Origin of the sequence: Campylobacter concisus, assembly GCF_003048985.1 — a bacterium.
GTDB lineage: Bacteria > Campylobacterota > Campylobacteria > Campylobacterales > Campylobacteraceae > Campylobacter_A > Campylobacter_A concisus_AY.
On record NZ_PIRS01000006.1, the window covers coordinates 1 to 22578 of the forward strand.

Annotated in this window: 16 protein-coding genes and 2 pseudogenes; 12 read left to right on the top strand and 6 right to left on the bottom strand. The window is 40.6% G+C overall.

Annotation, left to right across the window (positions count from 1 at the left end):
* Both CVS91_RS05020 and CVS91_RS05025 read right to left on the bottom strand, forming a co-directional pair.
* The coding region (locus tag CVS91_RS05020) for an aminoacetone oxidase family FAD-binding enzyme (RefSeq protein WP_107830738.1) at window positions 1–788 on the bottom strand (788 nt) is incomplete at its 3' end.
* Window positions 785–2086, bottom strand: a complete 1302-nt coding sequence (locus tag CVS91_RS05025) for an MFS transporter (protein WP_107830740.1) — start codon at window positions 2084–2086, stop codon at window positions 785–787. The genes CVS91_RS05025 and CVS91_RS05020, both read right to left, overlap by 4 nt.
* 113 nt (window positions 2087–2199) lie before the next feature.
* Between CVS91_RS05025 and CVS91_RS05030 the strand changes: the two genes are divergently transcribed.
* Complete coding sequence (locus CVS91_RS05030; protein WP_107830742.1) at window positions 2200–2841, top strand: non-canonical purine NTP pyrophosphatase; 642 nt, start codon at window positions 2200–2202, stop codon at window positions 2839–2841.
* Here the strand turns inward: CVS91_RS05030 and CVS91_RS05035 are convergent.
* Entirely contained in the window at window positions 2834–3556 is a 723-nt protein-coding gene (locus CVS91_RS05035) for a tetratricopeptide repeat protein (protein WP_107830743.1), read from the bottom strand. The genes CVS91_RS05030 and CVS91_RS05035 overlap by 8 nt on opposite strands.
* 186 nt (window positions 3557–3742) lie before the next feature.
* On the opposite strand from CVS91_RS05035, the gene CVS91_RS05040 reads away from it, so the two are divergent.
* From CVS91_RS05040 to rmuC, 4 genes and pseudogenes are all read left to right on the top strand, one after another.
* Entirely contained in the window at window positions 3743–6535 is a 2793-nt protein-coding gene (locus tag CVS91_RS05040; protein ID WP_107830745.1) for a DEAD/DEAH box helicase, read from the top strand.
* Window positions 6536–6593: 58 nt separating this feature from the next.
* Window positions 6594–7805 carry a saccharopine dehydrogenase family protein gene (locus tag CVS91_RS05045; protein ID WP_021086069.1) on the top strand — a complete coding sequence of 404 codons (1212 nt, stop codon included), beginning with the start codon at window positions 6594–6596 and terminating at the stop codon, window positions 7803–7805.
* Window positions 7806–8574: 769 nt separating this feature from the next.
* A pseudogene (locus tag CVS91_RS10460) lies at window positions 8575–9690 on the top strand (multidrug effflux MFS transporter).
* An 80-nt stretch (window positions 9691–9770) separates the two neighbouring features.
* Window positions 9771–11303, top strand: coding sequence for a DNA recombination protein RmuC (rmuC, locus tag CVS91_RS05055; protein WP_107830747.1), 1533 nt, complete (start codon window positions 9771–9773; stop codon window positions 11301–11303).
* A gap of 17 nt (window positions 11304–11320) precedes the next feature.
* On the opposite strand, the gene CVS91_RS05060 is transcribed toward rmuC, so the two are convergent.
* The 3 genes from CVS91_RS05060 to CVS91_RS05070 form a co-directional block, all read right to left on the bottom strand.
* Window positions 11321–11956 carry a DUF6803 family protein gene (locus tag CVS91_RS05060; protein ID WP_107830749.1) on the bottom strand — a complete coding sequence of 212 codons (636 nt, stop codon included), beginning with the start codon at window positions 11954–11956 and terminating at the stop codon, window positions 11321–11323.
* 131 nt (window positions 11957–12087) lie between these two features.
* Window positions 12088–12801, bottom strand: a complete 714-nt coding sequence (locus CVS91_RS05065; RefSeq protein WP_107830751.1) for a molecular chaperone — start codon at window positions 12799–12801, stop codon at window positions 12088–12090.
* Window positions 12794–14467, bottom strand: coding sequence for a 4Fe-4S dicluster domain-containing protein (locus CVS91_RS05070; RefSeq protein ID WP_107830753.1), 1674 nt, complete (start codon window positions 14465–14467; stop codon window positions 12794–12796). The genes CVS91_RS05065 and CVS91_RS05070 overlap by 8 nt, the downstream gene beginning before the upstream one ends.
* Before the next feature lie 154 nt (window positions 14468–14621).
* Here CVS91_RS05070 and selA point away from each other — a divergent pair, with 154 nt between their 5' ends.
* The 7 genes and pseudogenes from selA to fdh3B all read left to right on the top strand — a co-directional run bounded on the left by selA (window position 14622) and on the right by fdh3B (window position 22570).
* A complete protein-coding gene (selA, locus tag CVS91_RS05075) occupies window positions 14622–15947 on the top strand; it encodes an L-seryl-tRNA(Sec) selenium transferase (RefSeq protein ID WP_107830755.1) in 1326 nt (441 codons plus the stop codon).
* Entirely contained in the window at window positions 15944–17764 is a 1821-nt protein-coding gene (gene selB, locus CVS91_RS05080) for a selenocysteine-specific translation elongation factor (protein WP_107830757.1), read from the top strand. Before selA ends, selB begins: the two co-directional genes overlap by 4 nt.
* A 53-nt stretch (window positions 17765–17817) precedes the next feature.
* Window positions 17818–18525: a thioredoxin domain-containing protein gene (locus CVS91_RS05085; RefSeq protein ID WP_004317675.1), complete on the top strand. Its 708-nt coding sequence runs from the start codon at window positions 17818–17820 to the stop codon at window positions 18523–18525.
* A 280-nt stretch (window positions 18526–18805) separates the two neighbouring features.
* Window positions 18806–19012, top strand: coding sequence for a twin-arginine translocation signal domain-containing protein (locus CVS91_RS05090; RefSeq protein ID WP_004317725.1), 207 nt, complete (start codon window positions 18806–18808; stop codon window positions 19010–19012).
* A 77-nt stretch (window positions 19013–19089) separates the two neighbouring features.
* A pseudogene (locus tag CVS91_RS10465) lies at window positions 19090–19284 on the top strand (hypothetical protein); the annotation flags it as partial.
* A 48-nt stretch (window positions 19285–19332) separates the two neighbouring features.
* Window positions 19333–21999, top strand: a complete 2667-nt coding sequence (locus CVS91_RS05100; protein ID WP_265094393.1) for a formate dehydrogenase subunit alpha — start codon at window positions 19333–19335, stop codon at window positions 21997–21999.
* Between the two features lie 10 nt (window positions 22000–22009).
* Window positions 22010–22570 (top strand): formate dehydrogenase FDH3 subunit beta, encoded by a 561-nt coding sequence (fdh3B, locus tag CVS91_RS05105; RefSeq protein WP_021092752.1) that lies wholly within the window; start codon window positions 22010–22012, stop codon window positions 22568–22570.
* Window positions 22571–22578 lie beyond the last annotated feature (8 nt).

The following is a 22578-nucleotide window of genomic DNA, read 5'->3' on the forward strand; positions in this document are numbered from 1 at the left end:
TTTTTACCATTTACTAAGTTTTTCTCACTAAATTTAGGCAAAAAATTTATGCAAATTCGCCCCTTTTGCCAAAAAAGTGAAGCGTTTAGTATCGCTGGGCCACTTATGCCTCTATGTGTAAAAAGTAGATCACCACTAAATTTATGGCTCTCGTTTTTGGTATTTATCACTACATCTGCACTTAGACTAACGCCGCTAAGCTCTTTAAACCAAAACTCATCTTTTTGCACGCTAAAGCCAACAAGAGCAGGGGCAGGCATTGATAGCTCAAGTCCAAATTCGCTAGCTATTTTATATCCAACATCGCTTGCGCCAAGGGCTTTGTAGCTTAGTCCGCCACTTGCGATGACTAAATTTCTAGCTCTAAATTTCTCATCTCTTGTTGAAATTTCAAAAATTTCATCTACTTTTTTGGCGCCAAGAACCTCTTTGTTATAAAAAATATCTGCATTTTGCCTTTTTAAAAGCAGGCTCAAAACGCTCTTTGCACCGCTATCACAGAAAAATTGATTTTGCTTTTGCTCGCTAAATTTAAGCTCACTAAAAAATCTCAAAACCTGATCAGGGCTTAGTGCCTTTAAAATTTGCTCTATAAATTTCTGCTCGCCAAGGTAGTTTTTAGCGCTTACGAAGCGGTTTGTGATGTTGCATCTGCCACCACCGCTTGCTAAGATCTTTTTGCCAGCGCTACTGTTTTTCTCTAAAATGGCAACCTTTTTGCTCTTTAAATTTGCCCCTAAAAAGAGCCCGCTAGCGCCAGCACCAACGATAATGACGTCGTAGATCAAAACTTCAAGCTCTCTTTTAAGGCCGCCTCGCTTGTTAGGCGAGAGTCAAATTTGATCACTTGATTTTTCTCATTTTTATAATAATCCACCACGCCTTTTTGGCTGTTTAGTAGCTCTAAATTTAGGCTCGCTTCTGGGCTTAGGTAGATATTTTTAAAAATTCTTGGATCGCTTAGGCTAAAGAGCAAAACAAGCCAGATCACGCAAAGCACCACGCAGATGATTGCAAGCACTTTAAAACCAAAAGCGTGCATGATGTATCCGCCAAACGCGCCTCCAGCGAAGCTGCCAAGGTAGCCAAATGAGTTAAAGATGCCAAGAGCGGTGCCTTTTTGTGAGGATTTTACAAATTTTGTCGCGGTTGATTGCATGATGGGCTCGTGAAGGTTAAAACCTATAAAAAATATCGCGATGCCAACCACAAATATAAATTTCGTAAAGCTAAGGGCAAAAATGGCGTAGGTTATGGCAAAAAGCAATGTGCCAGCTATCAAGATGACCTTGCTAAGCCCCTTGCCATCGCCCAAGGCGCCAGCTAGCCCCATAGCTAAAAAGCCAAGCACAGCGCCAAGCGTATAGACCTTGTAAAGCTCGCCACTCTCATAGCCATACTCTTTTACTAAGACGATAGGGATCACCAAAAATGCGATGCTTGTGAGCATCTTTTGCATGAAAGAGGTGAAATTTATGATCATGTAGTCTTTTTGCAAAAAGAGCTTGCCAAATGGCACCTTTTCGGCCTTTGCGCTCACTTTTATCTCTTTTGGCACGACGGTGTAGAGCAGCACGACGCAAAGCAAGCTAAGAACGGCACTTAGATAAAAGAGGCTTGAAAGTCCGTAGTCTTTGGCAAGAAGCGGTCCAAGCACCATCGAAAGCGTGAAGCTAAGCCCTATAAAAGCGCCCATGATCGCCATGGCTTTTGAGCGGTTTTCTTCAGCTACAAAGTCGCTTATCATCGCTGTTGCCACGGCTCCCACGGCTCCCACACCTTGTAAAAATCTACCAAAAAGCATCGTGTAAATTTCACTTGCCAGCGCGCAGACGATAGAGCCAGCCACAAATATCAAAAGACCGATGGTTAGGGCTTTTTTGCGGCCTATCTTATCTGAAAGAGCGCCAAAAGGCACTTGAAATATCATCTGCGAGATCGCATAGACGCCTACTATTAGCCCCACTAAAAACTCATTTGCGCCGCTTAAATTTAGCGCGTAAAGGCTAAGCACCGGTAAGACTATGAAAAGCCCAAAAAATCTGCTAGCTACGATAAAAGATAGTGGCAAAACGCTTTTTAACATAAATTTTTCCCTTATTTTTAAAAGGACTAAGTTTATCATTTTAACACTAATTTAAATTTAAAAATTTAATCTACTTTTTTGTAAAATACGCCCAAAAATCAAGGAGTTTTGCGATGAAAATCGTGCTTGCGACATCAAATTTAGACAAAGTAAAAGAGATAAAAGAGTTTTTAAAAGGCTATGAAATTTACGCACTAAGCGAGGTTGTGAAGCCATTTGAGATCGTTGAAGATGGTAGCACTTTTCAACAAAATGCGCTCATAAAGTCAAGAGCCGTCTTTGCAAAGCTTAAAGAGCAGGGACTTGAGGGCGAATTTGTCTCACTTAGCGATGATAGTGGCATCAGTGTGGATGCGCTTGGTGGCGAGCCAGGGATCTACTCAGCGCGCTACTTTGACCTTGATGAAAATGGCAAAGTGCGCGGCAAAAACGCAAATGACGCAAACAATAGAGCAAAGCTAATTAGCAAGCTAAAGGCGTTAAATTTAAAGAGCTCGCTAGCTCACTACACCGCCTGTATCGCCATTAGCTCGAAATTTGGAGACTACACGGCCCATGGCTTTATGTATGGCGAGGCGATAAACGAGGAGCGCGGCACAAACGGCTTTGGCTACGACGCACTCTTTATCCCAGATGGCTTTAACAAGACGCTTGGCGAGCTAGATAACGAGACAAAGCTTAAAATTTCTCACCGCTCAAAGGGGCTTGAGCTTGCAAATTTCGTGCTAAAGAGCCTAAAGAAAAACTTTAGTTAAGCTCATTTAACCCCTTGCTGGCTCGCTCCAAAAGACCCAGCGCACGATGATTTTGCTCTTTGCCTTTTAAAATTTCAAGCACTTCTTTGTAGTTCTTGGCAGCTTCGTCCTTTCTTTCAAGCTTTACTAGGTCGTTAGCGACCTCTACTAAAAGCTCTGATCGCACAAGCTCGTTGCCACTTAACTCTGGTGTGATATCAAGTAAATTTAACGCTAAAATGTGCTTGTCGTAGGCATTTGCAAAGTCATTTTTCATGTAGTAGGCGTTACCGATGGACTTTATGCAAAGCAGCTCGTCGCGCATTGGGGCATTTGGCGTGACGTCATAAATTTTTTGAGCTTCTTGAAAATTAGCAAGCGCCTCGTCATATTTGCCTAGCGCCTTTTTTGCTGCGCCTATGTTTTGATAAGAGCGCGCTAGCAGCAGTTTGTCGCTAACGTTTGCCGCAAGCTCTAGGGCTCTTTGTGAGAGCTCTAACGCCTTTTGTGGCTCTTTATTTACCATGCAAATGCTAGCGCCATTTATGAGCGAAGTGATCGCCTGCTCGGTGTTGCTCTCTTTTAAGCAGACATCAGTCGCTTGCTCGGCTAAATTTATAGCGCGAGCTAAATTTCTATCACTTTTATAAAACTCATTTACGCTCTCTTGCACCAGCTCGTCGCAGCTACTTGCAAAGAGGCAAATAGGCGCTAAAAATGGCAAAATTTTCTTCATCTTTTTACCTTTAAAATTTGGCTCATTTTACCTTTTGAAGCTAGAAATTTATATTAATATAAAAAATATTATCATTTACTAATCTCAAAAGCAGTTTTAATATAGAGATAAAATTACATAAGAAGCCATGCAAATAAATTTATATTAAACCTGATAAAATACGAAGAAACCATAAAAGGATTGGTAATGGCGCTAAAAAATACATTAAATTACTTACTTTTAAGTGAATATTTAAATCCGCAAACGTTACAAAAACCACAAAAAGAGCAGAGTAAATATAAAAAAATTTATGAGACTAGTCTTGAAAAATTTACAGATGATTTTTGGCATTACTTAAAACAAATGAAAAGCGTATCTGATCTTGCAAATAGTGCTAGAAAGCGCGTTTTAAGTATAGAAATTTACGGAGGAATTTTTGAGCTAGATGAGATAAGTGAGGAGATAATAAAACAAAATCCAAATTTACAAACTAGTGAATTTCGCCAGAGCTCAAACCAAAAAGCTACGAGTTATTTTATAAAATTTATTGGAGATCTGTCTGTAAAAAACGGAGTAGAAAAAATCAGACTAAGTGAGCTAGTAAAAGATCCAAAATTTAGTGATATGGATGTTTTGGGTTTTGAACTTATTTGTGGAGAAAATAGTGGATTTAACGTTGATTTAAACAGCGTATTTTTATCCACGGCTCCTTGGGCGACGGCAAATTTCAACAAACCACAAAATTTGGATTATAAAAATTTTGAAGAACTTAGAGATAACATAAAGACGCAAATAGACGCACTAGGCAAAAACGAAAGAAGCTTGGAAGAGATGGTGAAATTTATCCACGATGAGTTTAAAAAACAGTTAAACTCTCCGCTACTAAGTGATAAATTTCGTATAAATATCTGTTTGGAAAATGGCGTTAAAAATAGTAATGATTTGTTAAATAGCTTTTACATAGAAGAGATTAGCCTTGCTCTAAAAAATGGGCTAAATAATAAAAATTTACAAACTATTTTTAATGAAACGGATGAAAATCTCATAAAAGCAGGACGCATTGATATGAGAGATAGTGCAAATTTTAACCATATTTTTTCAATGCTAGAGCCAAAAAACTATCCACTTGGAGCATTTGCAAGCGAATATATGCTTATCTATTCGCAACAAATTGCTGTAAATAATATAATTAAGCTTTTTAATGAGCAAAAAGGAGGAATTTATAGTGTAAATGGACCTCCAGGCACAGGCAAAACGACGCTTTTAAAAGATGTTATTGCAGCCATAATCGTAGAGCGAGCAAAAGTTTTAGCCACACTTAAAGAAGATACAATTTTTGGACGTGGCGTCAAACTAGATGGCAGTCAGTATCCAGACTTTTATCCTTTAAATGATAAGCTAAAAGGATTTGAAATCGTAGTAGCTTCATGCAACAATAAAGCTGTCGAAAATATAAGTGCAGAGCTTCCAAAACTAGATAGTGTAGATAAAATTTATTTGGATGAGTTGGATTATTTTAGGATGCAGGCTACAAGACTACTATCATTTAATCAAAAGGATGCATATAGAAGCCAACTAGCCCAGCCTGCATGGGGACTAATCTGCGCCACACTAGGCAATAGTGGCAATGTAAGTGATTTCAAAGAAAACTGCCTAAATGACTTTTTTATCTTCCAAAATCATCCAGATTTTAATGATCTAGAAAGCCAAGATGTGCTAACTAGTTATAAAGATAAAGAAGGAAATCCAAAATTTAAAGTCAATGGTCTTGTAAATTTACTTAGATTTGATAAGCAAAGTTATGATTTTGAAAATGCTAAAAATGAATTTATTAATGCACTAAATACGATAAATACACTTTTAGCTCTGCTAAATTTTACTAATCAAAAAGAATTGATTTTAACACAAGATAAAGAAGAGCGCGAAAATAACTCACCTTTTATGGCGGATAAGGGCATAAAAACAGCTGTTGCACATGCTAGGATAAATGTATTTATAAAAGCGTTAAATTTACACAAAGTTGCGATCTGGTCTCAACATAAACAATTTGGAACAAATTTATCGGCATTTTGCGATCTTGGTAAATTTAAAAAGAAAGACGAAGCCAGAGAGATTTTAAAATCACTCTTTTTTGTCGTGCCAGTTATTAGCTCAACATTTGCATCGTTTGGGCGATTTTTCAGTGATTTTGGAGAGAATGATATCGGACTTTTACTAGTAGATGAATCTGGTCAGGCAAATATCTCAAATGCAGTCGGAGCGTTGTATCGCTCAAAAACGGCAGTAATAGTTGGCGATCCGCTTCAACTTGAACCAGTAGTTACTTTACCAGAAAATTTAAATGATGTATTACTAAACTATACTGGTGCTTTAAAGGAATTTAACGTAGCTACAACTTCGTTACAAACATGCGCTGATAAAACACAAAAAATAGGCGCATACATTGGACAAACTTGGGTTGGGTCACCACTTATTGTGCATAGACGTTGCGATAATCCTATGTTTGACATAGCAAACGAGACTACATACGATAATGCAATGGTTTGGGGAAAAAGAAAAAATAAAGGTTCGTTAGAAGGTGTTAAAAGCTGCTGGATAGATATAAAAACAACTACATGGAATGGCAATAGCAGTGAGGCGGAGTTAATGGCTGCGGATCAAATTTATAAATCCTTAAAATCTCTAATCGGTGAAAATGCAAGTGAGCAGATAAAGGCCATAACGCCATTTACTGATGTTGTAAAAGCTAGCACAAATTTACAAAAAGAAGGCAAGATAGAAATCAGGGCAAACACAATCCACACTATGCAGGGTCAAGAAGCCAAGGTTATTATATTTATTCTTGGAGGAGCTAGTGCGGGAGCTAGAGCATGGGCATCAGCAAAACCAAATCTACTAAATGTAGCTTTAACACGTGCCAAAGAATATATCTATATTGTAGGTGATAAGGACGCTTGGGGTGAGCTTGATTATTTTAGTGTGGCAGCTAGAGAGCTTTAGGAATTAGATTTAAACAAATATCGATAAAATTGTATTTTAAAATTTTAAGGAGCCAAAAATGTCAAATATCTTAATCATCGGAGCAGGCGGCGTTAGTCAAGTCGCAACCGTAAAATGTGCGATGAACTCGGACGTTTTTACAAATATCACCCTAGCAAGCCGCACAAAAAGCAAGTGCGACGCGATCGCTAAATTTATAAAAGATCGCCTTGGCGTGCAGATAAACACCGCGCAAATCGACGCTGACGACACAGCGGCCGTGGTGGAGCTCATCAAACAAACAAAGGCTGATCTGCTTCTAAACGTCGCGCTGCCGTATCAAGACCTAACTCTCATGGACGCTTGCGTAAAGGCTGGCATACCTTACATCGACACCGCAAACTACGAGCACCCAGACACCGCAAAATTTGAGTACAAGCTTCAGTGGGCGAAGGATGGTGACTTCAAAAACGCTGGCACCATGGCGCTTCTTGGCTCTGGCTTTGACCCAGGCGTGACAAACGTATTTTGCGCTTATGCACAGCAAAATTTATTTGACGAGATCCACGAGATCGACATCCTTGACTGCAACGCTGGCGATCATGGATATCCGTTCGCGACAAATTTTAACCCAGAGATAAATTTACGCGAAGTTAGCGCAAATGGCCGCTACTGGGAGGCTGGCAAATGGATCGAGACAAAACCTATGCAGATCATGTTTAAGTGGGACTACCCAAAAGTTGGCGTCAAAGATAGCTACCTGCTCTATCACGAGGAGCTTGAAAGCTTAGTAAAAAACATCAAAGGACTAAAGAGAATTCGCTTTTTCATGACCTTTGGACAAAGCTACCTAACCCACATGAAGTGCCTAGAAAACGTGGGAATGCTGCGCATAGACGAAGTCGAGCATAACGGTATGAAAATCGTGCCGATCCAGTTTTTAAAGACGCTTCTACCTGACCCTGCAAGTCTTGGACCTCGCACAAAAGGCAAAACAAACATCGGCTGCGTTATCCGCGGTCTAAAAGATGGCAAAGAGCGCCAAGTCTATATCTACAACGTCTGCGACCACGAGGCTTGCTACGCTGAGACAGGCGCGCAGGCTGTTAGCTACACCACAGGCGTGCCAGCGATGATCGGCTCGCTAATGGTCGCAAAAGGCATCTGGAGCGGCAAAGGCGTCTTTAATATGGAAAACTTTGACGCAAAACCTTTCATGGACGAGCTAAATAAGCAGGGGCTGCCGTGGGAGGTAATAGAAATGAAACCAGGAGAGAGATACGAAGTTTAAAATTTAGACTCTTTAGGCTTGTCTTTTTCTACTTATACTTCGTTGGTTTTAAATTTTTCTCGGTCATTACCCACTCGGTAACTCCCGTCACAAAATTTAAAACCGCCTCGTCTAAGCGAAAAATCCTGCACCTAAATTTATTAAATTTAATATCTTGAAAGACTATATGTCTAGTCTTGGGATGAAAATTTCTTCGCTTCTGCTAGCAGTTGCGACCTTTGGGGATGCAAAGCCCAAAATTCAACTCACGATACTTCATCAGAGACTTTGTGGCATTTAAATTTTTAATAACACGCTCCGCTTAAAAATCGAATTTCGCCTCGTCTAAGCGAAAAATACCTCGCCTAAATTGTTAAATTTAACCATTCGAAAGGCTATATGTCTAACCTTGAGGCAAAATTTACTTCAAACATTTAAATCCATTTCACAACACTTCGCTTGAGTTCTATTAAATTTTATTTTGTTTGGTCATTACCAGATTGGCAGCTCTTGCCTCAAAATTTAAAACCATCTCGTCTAGATAAAAGTCACTTCGCCTAATTTTTGCCTTTAAATTTAAACCTCTTCGCCAAACAAAACCTTGATAAATTTACCTCGCTCCACCAAAGAAAATTTTCTAAATTTACGCCCAAAGTTCGTTTATAACGCTTGTTGCTGTAAATTTATAAATTTATGCTATATCTACGAAATCTTAATCGCAGCTAAAAAAGGGGAAATCTTGCAATCAACAAAAACATCTATCTGGTTTTTAGTCATCCTAAGCGGTCTAATGGCCTGCACCTCGCTATCAACGGACGTCTATCTGCCTGCCATGCCTACGATGGAGCGACAGCTTCATGGCGATGCGGAGCTAACGATCACTGGCTTTTTGATCGGTTTTGCCATCGCGCAACTCGTTTGGGGACCCATTAGCGACAGGATAGGGCGAAAACTCCCGCTATTTATCGGTATGGCGTTCTTTGTCGTTGGCTCCATCGGATGTGCCATGTCACAAAGCATGAGCGAAGTGATAATCTGGCGTATCTTTCAAGCTGCAGGCGCGTGCGTGGGACCTATGCTTAGCCGTGCGATGATCAGCGATGTTTTTGAAAATAGCGAAGCTGCAAAGATGCTTTCAAACTTAGTCATCATCATGGCTGCAGCTCCTATCATAGGACCGCTGCTTGGTGGCGCATTACTAGAGATTGGCTCATGACACTGGATATTTTGGCTAATGGCAGCTGCAAGTGCTTTTTTGTTTATCCTTATCTTCTTCTTGCCAGAGACGTTGCCACAGCAGAAGCGCTCAAAAGAGCCGATGATAAACTCGTTTAAGAGCTATTTTGTGCTTATAAAAGATGCTAAATTTATGAAATACACTCTAAGTATAACTTTCTTTTACATCGCAGCATACGCCTTTATCACGGGATCGTCGTTTGTTTATATAGATTATTTTGGCATACCGAGCAAGTACTATGGCTTTTTGTTTGGCGTAAATATACTTGGTGTGGCGGCGCTTAGTTTTTTAAACAAGAGCTTGGTCAATAAATTTAGCCTAAATTCGCTTCTCATCATCTCAAGCACAGTCGCTTTTGTCGCTGCGGCTTTGCTTTTAGCGCTTACATTTTTTGGTATCGCCGGAGTTTGGGGCGTTATCATACCTATGTTTTTCGTCTTTAGTATGAACGGTATCATCGCCTCTTGCTCAAACGCAGCCGCTCTTAATCAAGTCCCTCAAGAGATGAAAGGCAGAGCAAATGCTCTCATTGGCTCACTGCAATATGGAAGCGGCATCGTCTCATCAGCCATGCTAGCTCTCTTTACGACCACGACGCCACTTATCATGTCAGCCATCATCTTTGTCTTTGTATTTTTGTGCTGGCTTGCTGCCTATCTAAACAAATAAACTCTCAAAAGGGCTTAAATGCCCTTTAAATTTAAAGCTATTTCACCTATAATAAAGCTAAAATTTAAAAGGAAATTTTAGTGCTAACGATAGAAAATTTATATATTTTGGTGGCAGCTCTTGCGCTTATTTGCGTGATGCTAACAGCTTTTTTGATAAGTGCAAATTTGAAAAATGCAAAACAAAGAGAAGCTTTAGAAAATTTACAAGATGAGTTAAAAGATAGCGAGCGGCTAAATATCGAGCAAAGAGCAAAGCTTGAAGCAAGTAGCGACAAGATAGATGAGCTAGCTAAAAATTTAGACGAGTATAAAATTTCGCTCAGACAAAAAGATGAAAAAGAGGACGAGCTAGAGCGTGAGCTAAGGCGCTTAAACGAGGAGCTTGGCAGCCAGACAAAGATGGCTGAGATGGCAAGGTCGCTATCTTTAAATTTACAAAGCGAGCTTAGCGCAAAAGAGGATGAGCTAAAAAGATCAAACGAGAGCGAAAATGAGCTAAAACGCGCTATCGTCGCACTAAAAAGCGAGATCGAGGCCAAAGAAAATATCCTAAGGTCACAAGAAGAGAATTTAAAAAAGGTAAAAAACGAGTTAAATTTAGAGTTTGCAAACCTTGCAAATAAGATATTTGAAGAAAAAAGTGCAAATTTCTCAAAAAACAGCAAAGAGTCGCTTGAGCTCTTGCTAACGCCACTTGGAGAGAAGATAACAAGCTTTGAAAAGAGGGTAAATGACGCCCACAGCGACTCACAAAAGAGCGCAGGCGAGCTTAGTGCGCAGCTAAAAGAGGTAGTCGAGCTTGGCAAAAATATGTCAAAAGAGGCAAACTCGCTAAGCACGGCGCTAAAAGGCAGCAACAAGGTCCTTGGCAACTGGGGCGAGATGCAGCTTGAGCGCACACTGGAGGCTGCTGGGCTAGAAAAGGGCACGCACTACACTACGCAAGAGAGTTTTGACGCAAGCGGCAAAAAGCTCATACCTGACTTTGTCATAAAATTCCCAGATGATAAACAGATGATAATAGACAGCAAAGTCTCACTCCATGCCTACGAAAAGGCTGTCGCGGCGGCTGACCCGGCGCAGAGCAAGCTAGCTCTTGGCGAGCACATCGCCTCAATAAAAAAGCACATCGACGAGCTAGCTAAAAAAGACTACTCATCGCTTGTGAAAAGTCCTGATTTTGTGCTGATGTTTGTGCCAGTTGAGCCGGCATTTTTGGAGGCTTTGAAATTTGATCCAAATTTATTTAACTACGGCTATGAGAAAAAAGTGGTGCTAGTCTCGCACACGACGCTCATGCCGCTACTTCGTGTGGTGGCAAATTTATGGCGTATGGAAAATGGCAACAAAGAGGCGAAGGAAATTTTAAAAAGCGCAAATGAAATTTATGAGAAATTTTGCACCGTCGCTGAGAAACTAAATAGGCTAGGAAACTCGGTGAGATCGGTAAATGATAACTTCAACGAGGTTGTGAAAAGCGTGAGCGGACAAGGTGGGCTTGATAGCAGGTTGGAGAAATTTAAAAAGATCGCTATAAATCCCAAAGATACGCAGATAAAAGAGCTTGAAGCAAGACCTAGAGAGATCTTGCTAGCTAGCTCTAAAGAGTAAATTTGGAGCTTTTAAATTTAGTGATGCATGTGCATATTAGTTGAGTTATCATCACTCATATTTTGCATCATCATATTCATATGCATCTCACCCATATTTTGCATCATCATATTGTGGTGATCATGCATTGGCATATCTGCTGGCATGTTCATTGGCATATTCATATGCATACCCATCTCACCGTTTTCAGCCTTGTAGCCAGTTATGGTAGGATCAACCATGCCAAATATCATAGCGACGTGTGCGACGATCAAGGCAAATATGAGTAGGCAAAAGTGAAGCTTTAGCTTTGCCTTTTCGCTTGCGTTTTTGTAGATCAAATTTAGCTCTAAAAGCGCGATGCCAAGAAGTGGTATGACGCTGATGAGATATGAGTAGACAGCGATGACATCGGCATATCCACGCCATTTTATACTTGGATAAATTTTTGCCATAAAATAGATCACAAGAGCTGTAAAATAGACCCCAAGCACTATGCCAGCAAATTTGCCAACAGCCTTAAAGCCAGCATTTTTGCCGCTATCCATGTGATACATAGTGAGAAACTCCATCGCCACCAAAAGCTCCGCAAGCCCCATAGGTATCACCATGTAGAGGATTAGATTGTAGGGTTGATCGAGCGATAAAAGCTCCATGTAGTGTGTCATTACCATTGTAAATCCTTTGTAAAAATTTAAAGAAATTTACTACCAAAGGGCTAAGATAATTAAAAAATATCAAGAATAGTTATTGGATTTAAGCGGATGTTAAATTTACTCCTAGCTAGGCTAAGAGTAAATTTAAGCTAGTCTTTAAACTCGTGTGAGATGACTGGGGAGAATTCCTCCCAGTGAAGCTTGGTTTTAATGGTTGGCATCTTGCTTTGAAATGGCTCTTTTTTAAGTGCTGCCATAGCGACGCTATCGCCTTGCGGTTTGGCTGGTGCTTCTACGTTTAAGACCGCTCTTTCAAGCTCGATGAAGTCTTTTAAGATGATCGCATAGGAGCGGAAGAAATTTGCATTTTTATGAGCTAAAAGTAGCGAGCCAAACTCATCTACAAATAAATTTAAAGTCTCGCTAAAAAGCTTGTCGCTGATATTTTTCGCGCCGTTAAATTCATCATTTAAAAACGTAGCCATCGCTAAAAATATAAAGCCAACGTAGTCCTCGCTATCCTTGCAAAGCTCCTTATCACGCCTATATGGGCTAAGATTTAGGCAGTGTATCACCCTAAGTCTAGCCGCGCCGTTATCTCTGCCCTCTTCATAAAAAGAGGCGCTTAAAGGGATGTTTGTAAAGCCAAAAAGAACGTCATTTTGCTCATTTACAAGCTCTTTAAAGCTAAATTCTTCTAAATTTGCAAATGCCTCTGCGCTTTGCTCGCTCAAAGGATTTTGCGCTAGGTAGCTTAGCTGCTCTCTCCACCTTGCAAATTTCTCATCGCTCGTGTGAAAAAATAGCGGATAAGCTAAAAATTCGTAAAAATATGCCCTTGCTTTTGTGATGTTTTTATCCATTTAATAAATCCTCTCTCATCGCGTTTAGTTGGGCTTGCACCATGATCTTTGCCTTGCAGTCGGCACAGCAGTAAAGAGCTTTTATCTTGGCTCTGTCGTTGCCAAAACGTGGCTGCATGATCGCTGCGATCTTCTCGACCGCCTTTTTAGTCGCAAACTCTTTTCCGCACTCCACGCAGGCAAATAGCTCATCATGCGCAAGCTCGCTATAAATGAAGCTCTCAGGCTTGAGCGCTAGCTTGCCAACCTCAAGCGAGATGGTGTTTTTCTCAGCGCAGCTTAGCTCGCAGTAGCCACAGGCGGTGCAGACGCTTGGGTTAAATAAAATCGAATTTGTCTTCTTATCAGCCACCAAAGCGCTTACGTTACAAGCGCCAACGCAGCTAAGGCAGAGCGTGCAAGTTTCAGCGTTTATCGCAACCTCGCCATATCTTATCATCTCGCCGCTTTTTACGACGCCAAGATCATCACCACCCACGATAAACTCAAGCCTTTTGGCAAAAATTTCTCTCTTTGGTAGCGCGTATTCATTGATCGAGTGCTGAGAGCCAGCTATTAGTTTTGCTTTTTTAAGTGCGATTTCAAGCTCAGCCTTGTCTTTTGCGTGATAAACCGCAGTCTCTTTAAATTTAAGCTCATAAATTTGATTTAATATGCTAATGGCGTCTTTTTCGCCCTTGCCAAGGCTCTTGCTATATAAAATCACACTCGCGCCACTCTCTTGAAGAAGTGTTAAAAAGTGCGTTTGGCTTAGCAAATGTGGGGCTAGGATGACAAAAGGTAGGACATTTTGCGGTAGGCTCACGTTAAGCTCTTCTAAATTTATCTCCTCAGATACGACGAGAGCGACCTTATCTTTGTAAAGCTTAGCGATAGTGGCAAACGAGCTTTGTGGCATGAGCGTTGAGTCTAGTGAGCCACTAGGGCAGACGCTGATGCAGTTTCCGCAGTTTGTGCAATCTATCGCTGAAAAGACAAGGTGCTTTGTCTCGTCCTCTTTTAGGATGGCAACCGTTGGACAAACCTCGGCGCAACGTCCGCAAATTTCACTCCTGCGCTCGTGATACTGGCAGATTGATGAGTCGTATTGAGTAAAGCTTTTGTATCTAAATTTTGGGCTTTTTGCGTTTAAAATTTCAAGCACTTTTTCATCTTTTAGCCCTGAAATTTCGTAGCAGCCGCTTTGCTTTAGCATATAATCCCTTGCGTTTTCAACCAAGAAAAAGTCGCAATCAACCTCAAATTCATCATTTGCTCTAAGCACCAAAACGCTTAGCTCGCCAGCAGCGCCATATATAAATTTAACCTCAAAGTGCGTGAGCTCTATCACTTTGTAGCCATTTTCTTTTAGTAAATTTGCTAGCTCTTCGCGGCCTGAGTTGCTTACTATGACAACATTTTTGCCGACCTCTTTTTCGTAATCCACATCTTTTGCCATATCAAAGGCGCTCGCTCTTGCCTCGTAGAGTAAAAGGGTATTTTTGGCTTTTTCTAAGACGCTTGCGGTGGTATTTTTAAGGTAGAAATTTATCTCAGGTGCGATGATGTTTGCTTTTAGCTTTGGAGAGTTTGAGACTAGATAGTCGCCATTTTCGTTGTTGATCTCTATCTGCTCATTTAGCATCAAAGCATCGTCAAAATCGTTATAAAAGCCAAATTCTTTCATTGTTTCTCCTATTATCAAAAACGGGCTTATTCTAATATTAATGGGATTAATAGACTCTGAAATTTATATGCTCTTTTTTTGCTCTAAGTTTTAATTTATAATATTTTTATGTTAAAATCACGCCTTGGTAAAACTAACTTACTAGGAGCGCAAATTGAACGATTTAAGAAATATCCCACAAGTTGATAAGATCATAAAAAACGAAGCATTTTTGGGGCTTGATACGAGTTTAGTCACTATGCTTGCAAGGCAAATTTTAGATGAAATAAGAGCTAAAATTTTAAATGAAAATGCAAGTTTTAGCGGCGAAGAGATAATAAATTTAATCCTAGATGAGTATTATAAATTTAATGAAGCAAGCCTTCAAAGAGTGCTAAATTTAACCGGTGTGACCATACATACAAACCTCGCTAGAAGTGTTATCGATAAAGAAATTTTAAAGCGGGCAACGCCTGTTATCACAGGATACTCAAACCTAGAATACAATCTAAAAACAGGCAGCCGCGGCAACAGATATGACTATGTTGGCTCGCTAATAGCAAGAGCTTTTGGCTTTGAGGACGCCATCGTTGTAAATAACAACGCAAGCGCTGTATTTTTGGTGCTAAACACCTTTGCAAAGGGCAGAGAGGTGGTCGTTAGCAGAGGCGAGCTAGTCGAGATCGGCGGTAGTTTTAGAGTGCCAGAGGTGATGGCAAATGCAGGATGCATCTTAAAAGAGGTCGGCACTACAAACAAAACTAGGCTAAGAGACTACGAAGAGGCGATCAGTGACGAAACGGCGATGCTTGTAAAGGTTCATCGCTCAAATTTTGACATCGTTGGCTTTAGCGAAGAGACCACGGCAAACGAGCTAAGCGAGCTAGCAAGCAGGCAAAATTTGATAGATTATTTTGATCTTGGCAGTGGATTTTACGGAAATTTACCATTTAACTTAGACAAAAACGAGCCAGATCTAAAAAATTTAAAAGATGTTTCGCTAGTTAGCTTTAGCGGCGATAAGCTGCTTGGCGCGGTGCAGTGTGGTATCATCGTTGGCAAAAAAGAGCTCATCGCAAAGCTTAGGAAAAACCAGCTTTTAAGGATGCTTCGTGTCGATAAAGTGATCATCTCGCTTTTGGCTGAGAGCATGAAAGCTTATCTAAACAAAGAATTTGAGCTAATCACAACGCAAAAACAGCTTCATAAAAGCGTAAAAGAGCTTGAAAACTTAGCAAATTTTATAAATAAAAGCCTAAAAACTCCGCTTGAGATAGTGCGTACACAAACCTTTGTAGGAGGTGGGGCGATGCCAAATAAAAAGATCCCAAGTGTGGCTTTGGTATTTAGTGGCGACGCAAATTTAAACGAGCTAAAATTTAGGCAAAAAAAGGTGATCGGACGCATAGAAAACGATAAATTTATGCTAGATCTTAGGTCACTTCTTGATGAGGACGTAGAGACGCTAATAAAAATAATAAATGAAACGGAAGAAAAATGAGTTTAATAATAGGAACAGCAGGGCATATCGACCACGGAAAAACCGCGCTTATAAAGGAGCTAAACGGCTTTGAGGGGGATAATCTTGAAGAGGAGAAAAAGCGTGGCATAACGATCGATCTAAGCTTTTCAAATTTAAGCAAAAATGATGAGAATATCGCGTTTATAGATGTGCCAGGGCATGAAAATCTCATAAAAACGATGATAAGTGGCGCGTATGGCTTTGATGCGTGCTTGTTTGTGGTGGCGGCAAATGACGGGCTCATGCCCCAAAGCTTGGAGCACCTTGAAATTTTAAATCTCCTTGGCGTAAAATCCGTGATAGTAGCGCTTACAAAGTGCGATCTCGTGGACGAAGCGACTATAAATTTAAGAAAAAAAGAGATAAGAGATGAAATTTCTAAATTTAAAAACCTGCAAATTTTAGAAATTTTTGCCGTTAGCATAAAGGATAAGGCAAGCACCGATGAGCTTAGAAACTATCTCTTTACGCTAAGAGCCAAAAAGCGCGATGAGGAGGGCGTTTTTAGATACTACATCGATAGAGTTTTTAGCCTAAAAGGTATCGGAAATGTCGTAACTGGCACCGTTATAGAGGGAAGCGTTAGTAAAAACGAGAAGCTTTTTAACTACGACGCTGGCAAAGAGGTGCTAGTAAGAAGCGTGCAAAGCCACGATAAATTCGTTGATAGCGCTGGAGTTAGCAGCCGCGTAGCACTTAATCTAACTGGCATAGAGCTTAGTGAGCTAAAAAAGGGTCAGCTACTTAGCAAAAAGGGCTTTTTTAGGGGATTTAGAGAGGTTGATGCGGTCGTAACTGCTAAGAATCTCATCCACTCTCAAAGCGTAACCTTTTGCGTGGGCGCTAAAAACGTGCCTGCAAAGGTGCTAATACTAAGCCAAAAAGATGATAGCTACTTCGTGAGCTTTAAATTTCAAAGCGATATGTTTTTGAAATTTGATGAGGCCTTTGTGCTCATCTCAGATGCGCGCGTGATAGGCGGTGGTAGGGTGCTAAATCCTGTGCTTGAGCCACTAAAAAAGGCTGGCAAAATTCTCTTTTTAGCCTCGCTTTTAAAGCATGATTTTGTTGAAGCTTTTTCTATCTTAAAAGAGGCTCACAAAAATGGCTTTGGCATCATCTCTTCTTATCAAAGATTTGGTCTAAATCACGAAGAAGCCGTAGCTGTAGCTAAAAAAGTCTCAAACGTCTTTGTCGATGAAAAGGCTTTAAATATCTACGATTTAAGCGCGGTTGAGCGGATAAAATCAGCCATTAAATTTATGATAGAAAAGAATGAATTTGCTGTATTTTCAGCTCAAAGTATCAGCCTAAAACTTGCTTGGGCTAGCCAAAATTTAGCCCAAAAAGCGCTTGACGAGCTTGAAAGTGCAAATTTGATCGCCAAAGATAGCGGTGTCTATACCAAAAAAGGCGTTGATCTTAGCAAGCTAAAAGTTAGGCTTGAAGAGAAAATTTATGAAATTTTAGAAAGTGGCAAGCTAGCCCCAACAGCGCCATATAATATATATGATGATTTAGAGATCGATAGAGTTAGTGGCGACAATGCCCTTAAAAAGCTAACCGCAATGGGCAGGGTCATAAGGCTAGAGCATAACCTTTTCATCACTAGAAATTCGCTAAAAATGGCACTTGATAAACTAAGAGAGATCATAAAAAATCAAGGCTTTGTAAATGTCACAAACGCCAAGGATGCGCTAAATTTAAGTAGAAAATATGTAATCGCCTACCTCGAGCAGCTCGATCTTGAGAGTGACATAATGAAGCAAGGAAATGATAGGGTTTTTCGCAGTTAGTATTCATTTACAAAAAGCAAATATAATCCGCCAAATTTTTAAAAAGGATAAAAATGAAAAAAGTGATCTTAGCCTCAATCATAGCGGCAACTAGCCTAATGGCAGCAAGCGATAAGCAAATAGAGGACTTCTACTCTCAAATGGTTGATAGCAGCGTAAAAGTAAAGGTAGCCGATCGTCACAAAGTGGCAGGCGACATCGAAGCTGTCGTGGTAAAACTAAGCAAAGATGGCAACTCGCAAGATGAGATAGTATTTACAAAAGGTGACTTCATCTTCCCAGACGTGATAGATCTAAAAGAGCAAAAATCATACCTCGCTGAAGTGAAAAAAGAGGTCATCGCAAAGGGAATTTCTAAAATTTATAAAGATGAAGACAAGGCAAATATCATCGTTCTTGGTAGCGACCCTAAAAAGCCAACTATCATAATGTTTTCAGACCCTGAGTGCCCATACTGCAGAGCTGAGCTAGCAAAGATCGAGACAACACTAAAAGATAGCAACGTTGAGATCGTCCTAACTCCAGTGCATGACATCTCATCACTTCAAAAAAGCTCACTAATCTACAAAGATGCAAAAGCTGCTAAGAGTGACAGTGACAAGGTTAAAATTTTAAGAAAATACTACGCTGAAGACTACAATGTAGATGATAAGAGCGTTAGTAAAGAAGATGTCGCAAAGATCGATAATCTACGCAAAAAATACTTTGCAGCTGGCGTTAGATCAGTGCCATTTATCGTAAATAAAAGCGATCTAAAATAACATTTTCTAGGGAGCTCTCCCTAGAATTTCTACTACAAATAAATTTTATAAATTTAAAGTATATTTAACTATATTTTTAATAAATACTTAACATTCTTAATTAAACTTTTATATTTACTTTGCTTAACTTAGAAATATGCTAAATTTACATAGTTTAACTTTAGGGCGTTAAAATGCCATAAAATAGGCTATTTGCGATATTTTAGAAATTCTAAATATGCAAATTTTACATATTAATGAACCAAATTTCTCAAAAATTTTTGAGGCATAAGGAGAAAAAATGCAAGGATCAAGAAGAGATTTTCTTAAAAAATCTCTAAAAGTCGGTGCTGCTAGCGGAGTACTCGCAGTCTCAGCCGTAGCAAAAGTGACTAGCGATGACTTGGCTCCTGATGACAATGGCGTTGTCGTAGGCAAGTCTAACAAAAAAGAGGTGCTTTATAAAAAAAGCAAAAACTGGGAAACCTACTATAAAATAGCATACTAAGGGAGAAAACCATGAGTGATGCACGTATAGGAAGACGTTCATTTTTAAAGCTAGCCGCACTAGGTGCAGGCACCACAATGGCTTTTGGACAAAATGATACGATAAGACACGCTAGCGCAGAGGAGATAAAAGATCCTTTCCCTGGCTCAAAAAAGGTTAGAACTATTTGTTCTATATGCTCAGCAGGCTGTGGTATCGAGGCTGAGGTACAAGATGGTGTTTGGGTTCGCCAAGATATGGCGATGTTTCACCCGATATCTCAAGGCTCACACTGCTCAAAAGGTATCGATCAGATCGACCTTACACACAGCAAACAACGCATCAAATATCCTATGAAAAAGGTTGATGGCAAATGGCAAAGAATTTCATGGGATCAAGCTGTAAATGAGATCGGCGATAAGATGCTTCAGATCCGCAAAGAAGATGGTCCTGATAGCGTTATATTCTTAGGATCTGCGAAATTTAACAACGAGCAAGCATATTACTTTAGAAAATTTGCTGCGTTTTGGGGTACAAACAGCAACGACCACGTAGCAAGAATTTGACATAGCGCAACAGTCGCCGGTGTGGCGAATACTTGGGGTTATGGCGCGATGACAAACCACTTTGGAGATATGGCTGCAAATTCAAAATGTATATTTATAATAGGTGCAAACCCAGCTGTGGCAAACCCAGTTGGCGGTATGAAGCACACTTTGCAAGCAAAAGATAGAAACAACGCAAAGGTGATCGTAGCTGATCCAAATTTTACAAAATCAGCCGCGCACGCTGATCTATACCTAAGACAAAGATCAGGCACCGATATAGCGCTTGTTTATGGCCTTATCCACATCATCTTAAAAAATGGCTGGGAAGATAAAGAATTTATAAAAAATAGAACTTATGGTATCGACGAGATAGCAAAAGAGGCTGAACACTGGACACCAGAGGTCACATCTGACGTTACAGGCGTGCCAGTTGATAAGCTTATAGAGGCTGCAAATATCTTAGCTCACACAAAACCAGGCACGGTGGTCTGGGCACTTGGTATCACCCAACACTCAGTTGGTAGCTCAAATACGAGAATTTTACCTATCCTTCAACTAATCCTAGGCAACATGGGCAAACCAGGCGGCGGCTGTAACATCATCCGTGGTCACGACAACGTTCAAGGTTCAACCGATATGTGCAACCTCTCAGATAGCTTGCCGATGTATTACGGACTAACTGACGCGGCTTGGAAGTACTACTGCCAAGGCTGGGGTGTTGATTATGATGAGTTTATCAAACGCTTTGCTGTCTCAACCAAAGAGCCAAAACAAGGCGGCACACCAGTTAAAAATACTGTTTTTGAAGAGTATTACTACCACGATCCTAAAAATCCAGAGGATAGAAACTGGAGAAATGAAAAAGGCTGGTCGCTTTCAAAATGGTGGCAAGGCGTCTTAAAAGAGGAAAATACCTTTAGTAGTGGCGCATTAAGAGTTCTTTGGGTTCAAGGAACTGGCCTTACATCTATGGCACACCTAGCTAAAATTCAAGAAGCAGCTTCAAAACTAGATATGATCGTAGTTGCTGAGCCATTTGTAAATGAAATTTCTATCCTTTCAGATAGAAAAGATGGCGTTTATATCTTGCCAGTGGCAACTGCCTTTGAAAACGAAGGTCACCTAAACGCTACAAACCGCTCAGGTCAGTGGAGAACAAAAGTCGTTGATCCACTTTATGAGAGCAAGGGCGATCACGAAGTAATGTTTGCATTTGCTAAGAAATTTGGCTTTTATGATGAATATGTAAAAGGCATGAAGATGGCTGTCGTAGATAGAGAGCTAAAACAAGTAAAAGATGACTTTGTATGGCCAGATGATGCGACAAACGAGATAGCAAGGGTTGGAAATTCTATCGGTTATGGCGGCAGAACTGCTGAGATGTTTAGACGTCACCAAGCAAACTGGGATAAATTTGACCCAGATACGCTAATAGGTCTTGGCGGCGAGGTAAAAGGCGAGTACTACGGCAAACCATGGCCAGCATGGGATGAAAAACACCCTGGCACGCCGATACTTTACGATATGAGCAAGCCTTATGCAGAGGGTGGCTCTGGCTTTAGAAACCGCTTTGGCTTAGAGCACAACGGCGTTAGCCAGCTAGCTAGCGAAGAGGCAACTTTAGTTGGCTCAGCCATAAAAGGTGGCTACCCACAAATCACAAAAGATAACATAGAAAAAGTCCTAGGCATCACTCTAACAGAAGAAGAGAAAGCTAAAATAGGACCAAGCTGGAGCATGGACTACAGCGGTATCATCTTAGAAAAATGCCGTGAAAAAGGGGTCGTGCCGTATGGTAACGCAAGGGCTAGAGCTATCGTTTGGGAATTTCTTGATCCTATCCCAAAACATAGAGAGCCTATCCACTCACCACGCTGGGATCTTGTCCAAAAGTATCCGACATTTGATGATCAAGCTAGAAATTTCCGTGTTTCTACTAGATTTAAGTCAGAGCAACAAGCAAAAGACTGGTCAAAAGAGTTCCCTATCGTATTTAGCACGCAACGCGTCGTAAATTTAAGTGGTGCGGGAATGATCGAAAGAACTAGTAAATACCTCTCAGCTATCACACCTGAGATGTTTGCTAACGTCCATCCTGAGCTTGCTTTAAAATACGGCATAAAAGATCGCGATATGATGTGGATCCACAGCCCACAAGGCACGAAGATCAAAGTAAGATGCTACCACAGCTATATGGTCACTCCAGATAGAATTTGTATGCCTTACAACTTTGCTGGCGTTATGCAAGGTGTCGATCTCTCAGCTCGCTACCCAGAGGGCACTAAGCCTTATGTTATCGGCGAGAGCTTTAACACAGTTACCAACTACGGATTTGACCCTGTTACTCAAATTTCAGAATTTAACGCAGGTCTTTGCCGCATAGAAAAAGCTGAAGAGAACACCTTTAAAACATCGTTTTATCACGAGTATGGCGAGAGAGACGCCTTAGGTAAAGAGTAAGGAGAGAAAAATGGCAAGAATGAAATTTTTTGTAGATACAAATAGATGTATCAGCTGCTATGGATGTCAAGTCGCTTGCTCTTCTGCTCACGAGCTTCCAGTAGGAATTTATAGAAGAAAGGTTATCACGCTTCACGATGGCATCGAGGGCAAAGAGGTTTCAACTACTATCGCATGCCAGCACTGCACCGATGCACCTTGCGAGCAAGTTTGTCCGGTTGATTGCTTCTACATTAGAGCTGATGGCATCGTGCTTCACGATAAAAACAAGTGCATAGGCTGTGGATACTGCTTATATGCTTGCCCATTTGGTGCGCCACAGTTCCCTAAAGACGGGGCATTTGGCGTAAAAGGTGTAATGGATAAATGCACCATGTGTGCAGGCGGTCCAGAGCCAACTAACTCACACGAGGAGAGAGAGCTTTACGGTCAAAATAGAATGGCTGAGGGCAAAGTGCCTATGTGTGCGGCTATCTGTTCTACAAACGCGCTTTTAGTTGGCGACGCTGCTGAGGTTTCAAATGTATATCGCAAACGCGTTATGCTAAGAAATACAGGACTAAACGTATAACACTAAGG

Excerpts from the sequence above, each read along its gene's own strand:
- CVS91_RS05040 (WP_107830745.1), top strand. The coding sequence starts at position 3,743 with ATGGCGCTAAAAAATACATTAAATTACTTACTTTTAAGTGAATATTTA.
- selB (WP_107830757.1), top strand. The coding sequence starts at position 15,944 with ATGAGTTTAATAATAGGAACAGCAGGGCATATCGACCACGGAAAAACC.
- CVS91_RS05030 (WP_107830742.1), top strand. The coding sequence starts at position 2,200 with ATGAAAATCGTGCTTGCGACATCAAATTTAGACAAAGTAAAAGAGATA.
- CVS91_RS05085 (WP_004317675.1), top strand. The coding sequence starts at position 17,818 with ATGAAAAAAGTGATCTTAGCCTCAATCATAGCGGCAACTAGCCTAATG.
- CVS91_RS05070 (WP_107830753.1), bottom strand. The coding sequence starts at position 14,467 with ATGAAAGAATTTGGCTTTTATAACGATTTTGACGATGCTTTGATGCTA.
- CVS91_RS05035 (WP_107830743.1), bottom strand. The coding sequence starts at position 3,556 with ATGAAGAAAATTTTGCCATTTTTAGCGCCTATTTGCCTCTTTGCAAGT.
- fdh3B (WP_021092752.1), top strand. The coding sequence starts at position 22,010 with ATGGCAAGAATGAAATTTTTTGTAGATACAAATAGATGTATCAGCTGC.
- CVS91_RS05060 (WP_107830749.1), bottom strand. The coding sequence starts at position 11,956 with ATGGTAATGACACACTACATGGAGCTTTTATCGCTCGATCAACCCTAC.
- CVS91_RS05090 (WP_004317725.1), top strand. The coding sequence starts at position 18,806 with ATGCAAGGATCAAGAAGAGATTTTCTTAAAAAATCTCTAAAAGTCGGT.
- CVS91_RS05065 (WP_107830751.1), bottom strand. The coding sequence starts at position 12,801 with ATGGATAAAAACATCACAAAAGCAAGGGCATATTTTTACGAATTTTTA.
- CVS91_RS05045 (WP_021086069.1), top strand. The coding sequence starts at position 6,594 with ATGTCAAATATCTTAATCATCGGAGCAGGCGGCGTTAGTCAAGTCGCA.
- CVS91_RS05025 (WP_107830740.1), bottom strand. The coding sequence starts at position 2,086 with ATGTTAAAAAGCGTTTTGCCACTATCTTTTATCGTAGCTAGCAGATTT.